Annotated in this window: 7 protein-coding genes and 1 pseudogene; 7 read left to right on the top strand and 1 reads right to left on the bottom strand. The window is 43.7% G+C overall.

What is annotated here, in order from left to right; genetic code table 11:
• Positions 1–670: 670 nt before the first annotated feature.
• Together ltrA and PY364_RS21400 are read left to right on the top strand one after the other, a co-directional pair.
• On the top strand, positions 671–2,467 hold the full coding sequence (ltrA, locus tag PY364_RS21405) for a group II intron reverse transcriptase/maturase (RefSeq protein WP_275526082.1): 1,797 nt from the start codon (positions 671–673) through the stop codon (positions 2,465–2,467).
• 499 nt (positions 2,468–2,966) lie between these two features.
• Positions 2,967–4,461 (top strand): annotated as a pseudogene (locus PY364_RS21400) (IS5 family transposase).
• Between the two features lie 360 nt (positions 4,462–4,821).
• Here PY364_RS21400 and PY364_RS21395 read toward each other — a convergent pair.
• Complete coding sequence (locus PY364_RS21395; RefSeq protein WP_275526080.1) at positions 4,822–7,110, bottom strand: FdhF/YdeP family oxidoreductase; 2,289 nt, start codon at positions 7,108–7,110, stop codon at positions 4,822–4,824.
• A gap of 884 nt (positions 7,111–7,994) precedes the next feature.
• Between PY364_RS21395 and PY364_RS21390 the strand changes: the two genes are divergently transcribed.
• From PY364_RS21390 to PY364_RS21370, 5 genes are all read left to right on the top strand, one after another.
• Positions 7,995–8,177 carry a hypothetical protein gene (locus tag PY364_RS21390; protein WP_275526078.1) on the top strand — a complete coding sequence of 61 codons (183 nt, stop codon included), beginning with the start codon at positions 7,995–7,997 and terminating at the stop codon, positions 8,175–8,177.
• Positions 8,178–8,250: 73 nt separating this feature from the next.
• Positions 8,251–8,826, top strand: coding sequence for a hypothetical protein (locus PY364_RS21385; protein WP_275526076.1), 576 nt, complete (start codon positions 8,251–8,253; stop codon positions 8,824–8,826).
• Between the two features lie 209 nt (positions 8,827–9,035).
• Positions 9,036–10,469 (top strand): hypothetical protein, encoded by a 1,434-nt coding sequence (locus PY364_RS21380; protein WP_275526074.1) that lies wholly within the window; start codon positions 9,036–9,038, stop codon positions 10,467–10,469.
• Positions 10,454–11,356, top strand: a complete 903-nt coding sequence (locus PY364_RS21375) for a MoxR family ATPase (RefSeq protein ID WP_275526072.1) — start codon at positions 10,454–10,456, stop codon at positions 11,354–11,356. The genes PY364_RS21380 and PY364_RS21375 overlap by 16 nt, the downstream gene beginning before the upstream one ends.
• A 2-nt stretch (positions 11,357–11,358) precedes the next feature.
• Complete coding sequence (locus PY364_RS21370) at positions 11,359–13,275, top strand: DUF4114 domain-containing protein (protein WP_275526070.1); 1,917 nt, start codon at positions 11,359–11,361, stop codon at positions 13,273–13,275.
• Positions 13,276–13,464 lie beyond the last annotated feature (189 nt).

The following is a 13,464-nucleotide window of genomic DNA, read 5'->3' as shown; positions in this document are numbered from 1 at the left end:
AATAGACTGTTAAGATTGCCTAAAAGATTGCCCCGTGCGATTCGTTTAACCTAAAATAAGGATTCAAACCCTTATGGGACGGTTAGCCTAGCTGCTCAGGCAGTTAGTGACAACTGATTACATTTGTAGGTGAGGCTCCGTGAGTCAAGTCCTACCCCTCAAGTGCAGAGGTGAAAGCATAACCCCTAGTTTACTGGGTAGCAACCACTAGGCTAAAGCGGGGTTAAACGGCAGAACTTTCGGGAGTCAACCCAGAAACCTGTCTAGCAAGAGTCCATGCGTAGCGTAAGCAAAGATGCGTTTGAACCATCGTAACTTTTGATGGTGTAAAAGACTGAATCAAGAATAAACCCGCTGAAAAAAAAAGTACGGTAAAGACTTGATAAACACCAAGCCAAAAGGCAAGGATAGGGCATAAGCGGTTGTAGCTCCGACTTATAAGCACCGCCCATAAACCCGGTGGAGAGCATCGCGCTAAAGACTCAATCAAATGTGTAATCGGAACGAAGTAACTCTTAACTACCTCTGGAGAGGTCGAAATCCAGTAAGTAGCTAAACGAATGATAGTTAAGAGCGGGATGGTATCAGAAGCGAATGCTCTACTGTAATGGTAGAGATATGCTGACAGATACTCGGTAATTTCAAAGGAATAATCCAAGTAGCAATATATATGTCTAATACGCAGAAAAATCTGACGGTGGAATGGAAAGATATCAACTGGCGCAAGCTAGAACGGGTAACTTTCAAGTTGCAAAAGAGAATATTCCAAGCGAGTGAACGAGGTGACGTTAAAGCAGTTCGCAAACTTCAAAAGACCCTAATTAGGTCTTGGTCTGCAAAGTGTATAGCGGTACGTAGAGTTACCCAAGATAACCAAGGAAAGAATACTGCTGGGGTTGATGGGGTAAAATCCCTAACACCCAGGCAACGGGTAAAACTGGTTAAACGGTTGAGAGTTACCGGGAAGTCCAAACCCACTAGACGGGTAATGATTCCAAAACCCGGTAGTGATGAAAAGCGACCTCTGGGAATACCTACAATGGAAGACCGCGCTTTGCAAGCGTTAGTAAAATCTGCGCTTGAGCCTGAGTGGGAGGCAAAATTTGAGCCTAATTCTTACGGCTTCAGACCAGGGCGTTCCTGTCACGATGCGATTGAGGCAATATTTGACGGTATCAAACAAAAAGCAAAATATGTGCTGGATGCTGATATTGCTAAATGCTTCGACCGTATAGACCATAAAGCATTACTCACAAAAATACACACATACCCTACCTTGAGCCGTCAAATTAGGACATGGCTAAAAGCAGGGTACTGTGAGCAGGATTCATTATTCCCTACTTTTGAGGGTACACCACAAGGCGGGGTAATATCTCCGCTACTGGCGAACATTGCCCTACATGGTATGGAAGAAAGAGTAAAAAAGTACGCGGAAACACTAAAAGGAACTAAACGAGATAATCGCCAAGCCCTTAGCCTAATTCGCTATGCTGACGACTTCGTAATTATGCACGAAAATTTGAGTGTAGTTATGAAGTGTAAAGAGATAATTGCAGACTGGTTAAGTGATATGGGATTGGAATTAAAGCCAAGTAAAACAAAATTAACCCACACCTTCATTGAGATTGAAGGTAATGTCGGGTTTGAGTTCTTAGGGTTCCATGTACAGCAATTTAAAACTGGCACATATCGATGTGCCAAAAATACAAAAGGAATACCGCTCAGTTTTAACACACTAATTACACCCTCGAAAGCCAAAATAAAGGTGCATCTAGCCAAGATTGCTGAGGTAATAGACACCCACAAAACCGCCCCTCAAGCTGCTTTAATTAGCAAGCTCAATCCAATTATTAGGGGATGGTCAAACTATTACTCAACTAAAGTTAGCAAGGCAACCTTTGAGAAGGTTGATAGCCTAACGTGGCAAAAATTAAGAGCTTGGGCAAAATCGAGGGGAAAAGGGGACATCAACGTGGATAAATACTGGCGACCAGTAGGCAACCGCAAATGGTGTTTCAGAACCGAAGACGGGATAACATTAACCCTTCACGCTGACACGGCAATTGTACGGCACACAAAGGTGAAAGGCGAAGCTAGTCCTTACAATGGTGACTGGTCTTACTGGAGTAAGCGAAGGGGAGAATACCCAGATACTCCTAAACGAGTATCAGAATTAATCAAGCAACAAAAGGGTATTTGTTCTCACTGTGGTCTGTACTTTACCAGTGCAGATATTGTAGAAGTTGACCATATTAAACCAAAAAGTATAGGCGGTAAAGATACCTACGATAACCTTCAACTTCTACACAGACACTGCCACGACTCAAAAACGGCTAAAGACGGGTCAAGTTACCCCAAGGTCAGCCCTAACATTGACACTTATCAGAACCGGACTAACGGCTCTACTGATAAAGACCGTGTAGGTAGGATTGAAAGGTGCGAAAACCATGATGACAAACCGTTATAACTCGTACCCATAACAAGGGTGGAATTATCAAGGAGCCGTGTGTAGCGAAAGTTACAAGCACGGTTTTGAAGGAGAGGTTAAGGGGGTAACTCCTTAATCGACTCTAACCCAGTTATTCGCTATGCAGCTATTCGTATCAATCTTCGGAACAAGGGCGGTAGCCATTTTATAGCAAGAGTTGTAGTTCAGTTGGCTTGTGCGCTCCAGTTGCTCTTGCAGCCATCCACCAAGCCTGTTGGTGTTCTATTACATTGGGTACGACTGTTTCCAGCATAGATATCTGCGGGTTCATACAGTGAGGAGCCTGTTTTTAAGTTCGCCTTCTGCCAAAGGTTGCTCCCGCACTCGACCTACTCTCAGTGCGTCAATCAAGCTAAGTAGGGCTTGCTGAATCAGTGAGAAAAGTAAACAGTGTATGGATTTTCCGACCAAAAAAGTACTAAGGGTGCAAGAAAAACAGGTATAATGACTCAAAACCCGTGCATCACCACCTGCGAGCGTGTATAGAAAAGCTGAGCTTGCCCCAAGCCCCCCATCCGACTTTGAACTCCCCTTTGAAGGAAGGTTATCACAAGATAACCGTTGGGTGAAAATGGCCCAACTAATCCCAGGCGTCAGAATTTGAATCAGAATATGCTGAAAATTTCCCGACCGAAATGGGAGCACCAGCCAAATCATTTAGGATGGCATTAGGGGCATTAATCATCAAAGAAAAACTGGGAATAAGCGATATAGAAACAGTAGAACAGATCCGCGAAAACCCATACCTGCAATACTTTATCGGCCAATCAACCAGAGCGTAATGAAGCCCCATTTGACCCATCACTATTAGTCCACTTTCGGCAAAGAATTAGTGCGAATCTAATCAAGAAAGTCAATGAAAGAATGGTCAATAAAATGCGCGAAACTACCCCAAAACCGCCCGAAAAAAAAAGGATTCGGACGCAAAAAATGAATCAACCAATCAAGGAAAATTAATCATAGATGCAACCTGTGCCCAGCAGATATTAGCTATCCCACCGACTTAGGACTATTAAACCGAGCCAGAGTTCATACCGAAAAAATCATCGATATCCTCTATAAATCCCTCAAAGTAAAAATTAATAAGAAACCCAGAACAAAGCCGAAAAATAGCCAGAAAAGACTACTTAACAGTAGCCAAACAACGACGACCATTACGAAACAAAAAAATCCAAGCCCTTAAAAAACAACTGCAATATATCAAAAGAAACCTCGCTCATATTGAACAGCTAATCGAATTAGGTGCGACCCTACAAAGTCTGAGCCAAAAGCAGTATAAAACTTTGCTAGTTCTCACAGAAGTCTATCGCCAACAACTCTGGTTATTTGAAAACAAAAAACAGAGTATAGAGGACAGAATAGTAAGTTTAAGTCAACCGCACATCCGTCCTATTGTGAGAGGAAAAGCAGGAAAACCCGTCGAGTTTGGAGCTAAACTGTCAGCGAGTTGCATTGAAGGATATGTATTTTTAGACCGGATAAGTTGGGATAACTTTAATGAATCAGGAGACTTAAAAGCACAAATAGAAGCCTTTAAAAATTACACAGGATATTACCCAGAATCAGTCCATGCAGATCGCATTTATCGAACCAGGGAAAATCGAGCCTGGTGTAAAGAAAGAGGAATTAGAATCAGTGGGCCTCCGTTAGGAAGGCCACCAGCAAATGTTAGTAAGGAAACCAAGAAACAAGCCTTAGAAGATGAAAGAATTAGAAATGCAATTGAGGGCAAATTTGGACAAGGAAAAAGAAGATTTAGCTTGAATCGAGTGATGACAAAACTTGATAATACTTCACAAACAGCTATTTCTATTACTTTTTTAGTAATGAACCTTTCTACCTGGTTAAGACGGGTTTTGTGTGTGTTTTTATGTCACAAACCGAAAATCACACCTATTTATGGTTCAATGATTATTAAAAGCTATCACGGGGCAAGTTATAGTCAACAAAAAGTTATGTTTCGCCGAGATTGAATCACCCATTAGTTGCGATGCCTACGGCTGGCTACGCCTACGCGATTTTTACTAACTTATTCAGTAAGCCCTAAGTAAGGCGTAGAGTTCTGGATCGTTCTTGGCAGCTTAAGGGACGCTCATGGTACAGAGGTGCGATCGCTTGGCCTCTGACTATACCCTCTCTTTCTGAACAGACATAATTTGCGAATAGCGAATAAACCAGATGTGGTGACTTTAATTTCCCGTAAGGCTGAGTTGAAGGTAATTGCCATGTAGCGAGTACAGCGATTGCTTGCGCGCACTTGAGAAATTTAGCCGCAACGCTTGCTACCGTCCATCCCTCCTTTTTATGCAAGTGAAGAATAGACGACTTTAATTTCACAATTGGGCTATTTTGGGCGATCGCTCCTTGTTATAAACCAGCACAGGCACCCGTTTGTAAGCAGGCGTACCAGAGCGTGTTTCTGTTTTTGCCTTAAAAATGACATTCACTTCGGGATAGAACATCAACGCTGCACCTGACCGCACAGCACCGTAAATCACTTCGATATTGTCGAGTTTGTCAGCATCACCCTGTACAGTAACGCGATCGTGTTCTGCTAACCCAATTTTCTCTGCATCCAAGCGATTCATTAAAATGCAGTGACGGTGCGGCATCCCTCGATACTTGTCACCAATTTTGTAAACCACCGTATTATGCTGAGAATAGCTGCGTCCGGTCATCAATGCCAGAACAAGACTATTGGCAGGTTCTTCCATACCAAACTCGCTAACGTCTGGTAAAGTCAGTGTTGGCAACGGAGTCGTAAACATTTTCGCCTTGCCCGATCGCGTTTTGAAGTGAGGTTCGGTGACAATGCGTCCAGAGATAGTAAACTCTTCTTTCGTATCATCGATCGCCCCAATCTTTTCGTAACCGGGAATAGTTCTGGCAATCAACTGCCGCACGTAACGAGTATCCTGTAGTTTGCGCCACTCGACGGGATACTCACCTAGCAACCGATATGCCAATTCTGTGAGGAATTCAACTTCTGAAATCAAATCGGCATCTTTCAAGTGGGTTGTGCCTTCATCATTGAGCCGCACAAAGTTGTTACCCGATTCCACCGTCGTTTTGTGTGGGTTTTCAAATCGATTGAGGACGGGAATGACGATCGTATTGGTTTTTGCCAGTCCATTAAAGTGTCCAATGTTGGGTTTGGTCGCGAGATAGATAATGGTGTCAATATTGCCCAACGCTCGTTTCGCCTGTGCCGAATCGGGATTGGCACCATAGAGATTGCCGCCCACACAGAGCAAACTATCCACTTTCCCGGCAACTGCTGCTTCGATCAGATCGCGGGTGTGGTAGCCTTTCGGCAAGTTAAGCGATCGCCCCAACAACTGCTCTAATGCTTGCTTAATCTCTTCTTTGAGCTTTACCGTCACACCCATCGAGCCAAAACCCTGCACGTTGGAATGTCCCCGCACTGGCATCACTCCGGCTCCCATTTTAGCGATCTGTCCACTGATTAGGGCGGTATTGGCAATGCTGTAAACGTTATCAACCCCATTGGTATGTTGCGTAATGCCCATCGCCCATCCAAAGACGACTCCTTTAGATGTGCCGATGATCTGGGCAGCGGTTTCAATTTCGGATTGGGAAACACCGCAAGTTGTAGTGAGGGTGTTCCAGTCGAGCGATCGCGCTTGTTCCAATACAGCTTGCCAGCCTTCAGTGTGCGCTTGCAGAAAAGCCCGATCCACATACCCCTGTTCCATCAGTGCTTTCTGAATGCCGACAAACAATGCCACATCACTACCAGGAATCGGCTGAAGATAGAGCGAAGCAATGTCTGAACCGGGAATCAGAGATTTAATGGGGAAGGCGGGAGAGCCAAATTTGACCAAGCCGATTTCCATCACGGGATTAATTACAATCACCCTGCCGCCGCGATCGCGCAGTTTAATCAACTCATTCATCAAACGAGGATGGTTATAGGAGGAATTGGCTCCCGCTAATACAACACAATCTGCCTGCTTCAGGCTCTCCAAACTGACGATCGAGGTATTAGTACCAAACATCTCCTTCAGTGCCGTGGTGGAAGGTGCATGGCATAGATCCGAACAATCCGCCAAGTTATTTGATCCCAAGGTTCGCAACATCAGTTGCAGTAGAAACGCCGCTTCGTTGGAGCCACGCCCGGAACTATAAGAGGCGACTCGTTGTGGTGGTTTTTGGAACGCAGCCGTGGCAATGGTATAGATCTCCTCCCAGGAAATCCGCTCGTAGCGATCGCTGCGAGCTCGATGAATCACTGGAAAACTCCACCTTCCCAGGCGATCAGCTTCCATAGAAGTTAACCGTTGTAATTGGGCGAGCGAGTGAGTATCGAAGAATTCTTCTCGAATGGCCGGTTTAATCTCGGCTGAAATTGCCTCAACGCTTTTCATGCAGCGTTGCAGTTTTTCGCCTTCTTCGTTCGTAAACCCTCCCTTTTGTCCGCCAGTGCCCCAGGAACAGGAGAGGCAAGCACTATGGTGCAATAACGTTTTCCACAGCTTTGGACCTTCTGGCGATAGCGTATGCTCTGCCCAGTATTCAATGACGGGCAACCCTCCCCCAATTTCCGGTGTATCCTGATTCGTTTGAGAAAAAGGTGGTTTGGGTTGAGGATTGGTATTCATGTTACGAAGGCAATGTACTTTACCTGTGCAACGTAGCGTAGTTTACGGTGTGGGAGAATTGCTCATTGGGTAGATTTTAGCGATCGCGACCTCAACTCTCATTCAGAAGCGTATCCTGGGTATTGCCTCTCTCCAGATTCGTCTCACTCAAAGCGGAAAAACCTAACCCAGATGTCCAATACAAAGACAAGCGCGATCGTATTGCATGGGAGTCAGTACCGATTGATGCAGTTGTTTTACAGCCTGCATTATTTTTATTTCTGCACGTAAAAGTCAGGTTTGTGATCACAAAAACATTGCTTGCTATCGCTCATCTCTGCTTTTTTCCTTAGTTTCCCAGCTTGCATAAATTTGCATAAATTTGCATTATTTTGAGTTTTTAGTTGCAAATACTGCCTCGACTTCAGGTAATAATTCAAGCTGAGCTTGCATAGTTTTACTCAAAAAAACTCACAAAAACTCAAATTTATGCAAATTTATGCAAAAAAAATCATGGAAACTCAGTCCTAAAAAGTTAATTTTGAGGTTTTTTACCGTTCCGGTACACTTAATATCAATTTAATAATTTAACAGCAAGCTCTACACTCCCAAATTAAAGCAATTGTAGCAGAGGCTCAAAAGTGGTAGCATTTATAGCAAGCTGTACTTTCACAATTGAGCAAGCAGAACTAATCGAAAAGACTGTTAAGGCTGCTTTTAAAATAACGGTTGTACTTGATTTCAGAGAGAGCGCGTGAGCCTTGCGCCTCTAAGTTTTAGACCGTAGCGATATGAGTTTTTACGCGGCATTACATAACCTTGAACCAGCATGATTGGTTAACTTGAGAACTCAGGGAAGCGAGCGCCACGTTTGTGTGACAGTTTGAACCAGAGCCTAATGAGCTTTGGCACGAGGCGAAAGACACGGAGTTGAGTTAGAGCAAGGGCTTCTGGTGATTGATGATACGATGCTCGACAAGTGGTATGCCAAACAGATGGAGTTAGTCACTCGGCAATGGTCTGGTAGGCTTGTATCGCGTTGTTCAAGGCATCAATCTGACGAGCCTACTGTGGTCGGATGGGGATAAACACATCCCCTGTGATTATCGACTTTATGAGAAGGAGGTAGACGGGGCGACCAAAAATGACCACTTTCGAGCCATGCTAACAAGGGTTCATGAGAGAGGTTTCAAGCCCAGGTGCGTAGCCTTTGATAGTTGGTTCAGAGTATTAACCAATTTGAAGTTGATTGCCAGCTATAGCTGGATCTGGCTGACTCGACTGAAACGTAATCGGTTAGTGAATGCCGATCAGACAGGAAACCGACGGATCTGTGACGTTGCGATCGCTGCCACTGGAACAGTAGTTCAGCTCATTAGCTATGGGTTCATCCGAGTATTCAAGATAGTTGCCACAGACGGTGACATTGACTACTGGGCGACCAATGATTTAAAGATGAGTTTCTTACAACGCCAGCAGTGGGCGGATTTTGAGTGGTCGATTGAGGAATACCACGCCCGGTCTAGAGCAGTGCTGTGGAGTGGAGAAAGCCCAAGTACGTTCGGCTCGTGCGAGGGCGCAATCACATTGGCGCAAGCGATTCGAGCGTTTCTGCGCCTGGATATCTACTGGTTTAATACTGGCATCAGTTGGTATGAGTCCAAAGTCAGTATTGTTCGTGAGGCGGTACGCTCCTACTTAGCGGCTCCTTGGCTGTCTCTCCCACCAACTGCGTAATCCCTCTTTTGTCACTTCGGGGAGAGTAAAAGTTTAGGCAACTAGTGAAGTCTTAATAGAAAAAGGAAGCACTCGACTGGGAAAAGTATTCATCAATTCAAGTATGTGGGCATACTTAAGCAGGAGGCCGAGTGTAAAGTTATAGAAAGAGCGCTCAACAGTAATCCTGTTAGGGGCGGCTTGAGTGTATGATGTCAAAATAGAAACCAGTGCCGAAAGCAGTAATGGGGAAGTCCGTTATTCTGGAAATAGGGAAGGGGTGTTTTGAGACAGGGTTTCCCGTCACCTTGGAGGCTTGGTTGGGAGGCGATCGCCCCGACGCTAAGATTCTAGGGCAGTTACCACCATCTCCTACTCTGCCACAGTTCTACAATAATTGGCAGTCAGCTTATCTGGCTTTTAAAGCAGTTCGTCGCATTCAAAAAAAGCAAGAAGCAAAAGAAAACAACTATTCCGACGCTGAAATTAAGCAAGCTGCTGCAATTCTGAAAGAGAATTTGAATAAATGGTTAAACTCAAGCGAATTTTGCAAAATTAGGGAAAGATTACTCAAAAGCCTAGATAGATTAGTTGAATCTGATGAACTGCTACTCATTCTCCAAACGCAAGATAGCTTGTTGCGGCGATTACCTTGGCATCTCTGGGATTTGTTGGAGGATTATTCTCAACGAGTTGAAGTTGCTTTGAGTGCGCCAAACTTCGAGCGAATTGTTCAAGCAGGGAAAGTCAAAGAGAAGATAAGAATTTTAGCGGTTTTTGGAGATTCAACTCACATTAATACCAAACCAGACAAGCAAGTTATAGAAAATTTATGTTGTGGTGAAATTGATTCTGTGTTTCTTCCCCAACCTTCAAAGCAAGAACTTAATGAGCATTTATGGGATGAACAAGGATGGGATATTTTATTTTTTGCAGGACACAGTAGTAGCCAAGCTAATGGGAAAAACGGGTGCATTTACTTGAAACCGAATGAAAAACTAACTGTTTCTGAATTGGAATATGCTCTAAAAACGTCTATTGAGCATCGATTGATAGAATATGCACCACGTCATAAAACTAGCCTGGAAATTCCTATTGATTTAGCTCGAACTAGCAAAGCTAATGATTTACGCTCGATTTTGGACGATATTGGTTTAGAGGTTGGTGCTATCAAACCCTATTCTCCTGAAAGTGTTGCTCAAGCCATAGTGGAATGTTTAAATTCCCGAAATGTGATTCTTATTTTTAAGAATGCTCATAATTTACCAGAAGATGATTTGAACAATCTGATAAATTTTTGGAGTAATACTTTAGCTAATTTATATAGAAACAGAAGCTATAATTATAGATTGTTGATGTTTTTAGTAGACGGTCGAGGTAACTTGAATCTGAAGCGTAATTTTGCCAGTGACTTTCAGAAAAATTGGATGCCTGATATGCCCGTTCTACTCCAAATACAGAATGATTTTTCTCAACCTGTATTAACTGAATGGTTCAATAAACTAGCTAAGATTTTAATGCCAGAGGCTATCAATCTGCTTCGGCAAGATACCCAATTTATTCTAGGTAGTAATCGAAATGACCTGCCAGAGTTTATGATGAAAAAGATTTGTTTATTATGCAGTTGTAACTGGAGTTTAATCCAATCATGGTTGAGAACTTAAAAAACGAACAACTAGAATATTCTGGAAATAAGGTGGCTCAGGAGGTCAAATCAAAGTTTGAGCGACAACCGCCATATTTACCCAGTTTAGAATTAGTAGAAGCCGTGAATCAGGCGATTTATTTGGAACGTCCACTGCTGTTGAAGGGGGAACCTGGGTGTGGGAAAACGAGATTAGCGAAAGCTGTGGCAGATGAATTGGGATTACCTTATGAAGCTTGGCGGATTAAGTCTACGAGTCGGGCTAAAGATGGATTGTATAGTTATGATGCAGTGAGGCGTTTGCGGGATGCTCAATTGGCGGGTGTGGGTTGTATTGTTGAGGAGAATGAAAATAAGTATATCCGCTGGGGGCAATTGGGAAAAGCTTTTCAAAGCGAACAGCGGACTGTGGTGTTGATTGATGAAATTGATAAGGCGGATATTGATTTTCCTAATGATTTGTTAGCAGAATTGGATGAACTTGAGTTTGAGGTGGAGGAAACGGGGGAGAAGTTTGAAGCTAAGGCAGCACCGATTGTTTTTATTACCAGTAATGATGAGAAGGATTTGCCAGAAGCTTTTTTGCGTCGCTGTATTTTTCACTATATTAAGTTTCCCGATAAGCGACGTTTAATTGAAATTGTGCAAGCGCATTTTCCTGATTCGCCGGAAAGGTTAATAGATGCGGCTGTGAGTCGTTTTTGGGAGTTACGAAAACTGATGAGTGAAAAGGAAGGGGAAGCGGAAAAAAAGGTGAGTACGAGTGAGTTAATTGATTGGTTTCGGATGCTGTATCGTTATGGTACGGAACAGGCATTGGAAAAACTCAAGGGAGAACTTCCTTATCCTGGGGTATTGTTGAAAAGTTGGAATGACCATTTGCGTTATTTGGGGCGGTTAAAGTGAAGATGGATGAGTTACCGCTACTTGAACTTTTTATGCGGCTGCGGGAAGCTGGCTTGCCGTTGGGGGTGGATGAGTATAATTTACTTTTAAGGGCGTTGCAGGCTGGGTTTGGTATTTCAGATTGCGATGCTTTGGCAAGATTGTGCTGTAATCTTTGGGTGAAATCGGATGAGCAGAAGCGGCTGTTTGATTATCACTTTGAACAGGTAATAGTGCGAGAATTTTATACTAAATTTTCAGCTACTTCAGAGTTAGGCATCTTTACGGTAGGCTCAACAGGTAAGGTTGGGATTGACTACCTGTTGGATGGGGGCGAATATAAAGGCGAGCTAGCTATCTTCAGCCTAGCAGGTTTAGATAAATATGAACCTGGTTCAAGAGAATTTATACAAAAGGCGGTTAATCGTGCGCTAAGTAATTCAGAGTTAGGCTATTTAGTAATTAATAAGCGCCAACAACAAGCTAGACTGAATGCCACACTGTCTGGAGATGAAAAAAATAACTCTGAGAAATGCGAGGGATTCAAAACGTTTGAAATGCGTCCAGGGGATACATTTGGTATAATGTTAGTGCCAAATGGTCAAGTACAGCAATTGGTGGATAATCATGCTGTTGAAGGAGTATTACGATCGCTATTTTTGTCAGTAAATGTTAATGAATTACCTCACGTTGGTCAAATTGCTGACGTTTGGAGTAATGCCAGTACATTTGTGCTAGAAGATATGCGGGTTGATGACGCAACCGATCGAGACTACAATGATTTTATCTTCCAAGTGCGCGGTGCTGTAGGTCGAGCCGTACATTTGGATGAGATAGGTGTTGAGAATAAGGATTGGCGTAAATCGGAACTGGGTAAGGCGTTGGTTGTTGATATTCAATCCCACACTGCACTAAACTCAGAAAACACTGAAGAAGCTGTTAATCAAACAGAGGAAAAATTACGCGCTCAGGTTTCTGGTGCATTGGATAATCCGATTGATGTAGAGGTTTATAATGAGTCGGAACGTGCGGCAGTGATTGACTTGTTTATTGATATCTGGGAGCAAGCAAAACAGGAGCCAGAGTTTGCGGATATCAAAAAGTTTAGTCGCGATTTAGATTTACAAGAACTTTTGAATTTAGAGTTAGAAGAAGATATAACCACGCTGACTCTTGACTCAACTGCAAAGCTGACATTGGAAGTGGAAGATGAAGTACAAGTTGCTAAATCATTGTTGCAATCTGCTGGTGAGGATGAGGAGATTTCTGAGAGTTCGTTTATCTTGACATCGGAATATTTTCCGGTGACAAAGCGGCAGATGAAGCAGTGCTGGCGTTTTCTGCGTCGTCCGATTCGGGAAGGGCCACCAGTGGAGTTGGATGTGGAAGCGACGGTGAAGCGGGTAGGACGGGAGGGGATAATGGTGTCGCCTGTGTTGGTGCCGCGTCGGGTGAATCGGACGGAGTTGCTGTTATTGATTGATTATGGGGGGTCGATGGTGCCGTTTCATGCGCTGTCGCGACGGTTAGCGGAAACGGCGGTGCGAGGGGGACGGTTGGGGAAGGCGGATATTTACTATTTTCACAATTGTCCGGTGGAGTATGTTTATCCTGCGCCTCATAGTCCGGCGGCTAAAAGGATTGGCGATATGGTGGAGGGAATGAGAAGTGACCGTGCGGCGATTTTGATTTTTAGTGATGGGGGTGCGGCGCGGGGTGGCTGGAGTCAGGAACGCATAGAATTAACGAAAGAGTTTTTGGAGGAAGTGAAAAAGAAGGTGCGTTATGTTGCTTGGCTGAATCCGATGTCACGTCAGCGTTGGCAGGGGACAAGTGCTGAGGAGGTGGAAAAGTTGGTGCCGATGTTTGAAATGACGCGGCGGGGGTTGCAAGCTGGGATTAATTTGTTGAGGGGACGTGCTGCAAGGCAGGAATTTTGAATGGGATATGAAGAGGATGTTAAACAAGGATACAGGGATGGAATAACAAGGATAATGAGAGTCAAATACTGTGTAATTTTATTGAGTTAAATTAGTGTTTCATGGATGAAGAACGTCTGCAATCTTATCTGAATGTTATTAATCAGTTGTTGACTTGTGAAAATGGTCAAGAACCAGAGATTTTGCGGC

It is taken from the genome of Kamptonema sp. UHCC 0994 (assembly GCF_029167235.1).
Classification (GTDB): domain Bacteria; phylum Cyanobacteriota; class Cyanobacteriia; order Cyanobacteriales; family Microcoleaceae; genus Kamptonema.
The sequence above is the reverse complement of the archived record's forward strand: the minus strand, read 5'-3'. Positions and strand labels throughout refer to the sequence as shown.

Bases quoted from the DNA above. Each gene is read 5' to 3' on its own strand.
- ltrA (WP_275526082.1), top strand. From the start codon at position 671: ATGTCTAATACGCAGAAAAATCTGACGGTGGAATGGAAAGATATCAAC.
- PY364_RS21395 (WP_275526080.1), bottom strand. From the start codon at position 7,110: ATGAATACCAATCCTCAACCCAAACCACCTTTTTCTCAAACGAATCAG.
- PY364_RS21385 (WP_275526076.1), top strand. From the start codon at position 8,251: ATGCTAACAAGGGTTCATGAGAGAGGTTTCAAGCCCAGGTGCGTAGCC.
- PY364_RS21375 (WP_275526072.1), top strand. From the start codon at position 10,454: ATGGTTGAGAACTTAAAAAACGAACAACTAGAATATTCTGGAAATAAG.
- PY364_RS21370 (WP_275526070.1), top strand. From the start codon at position 11,359: ATGGATGAGTTACCGCTACTTGAACTTTTTATGCGGCTGCGGGAAGCT.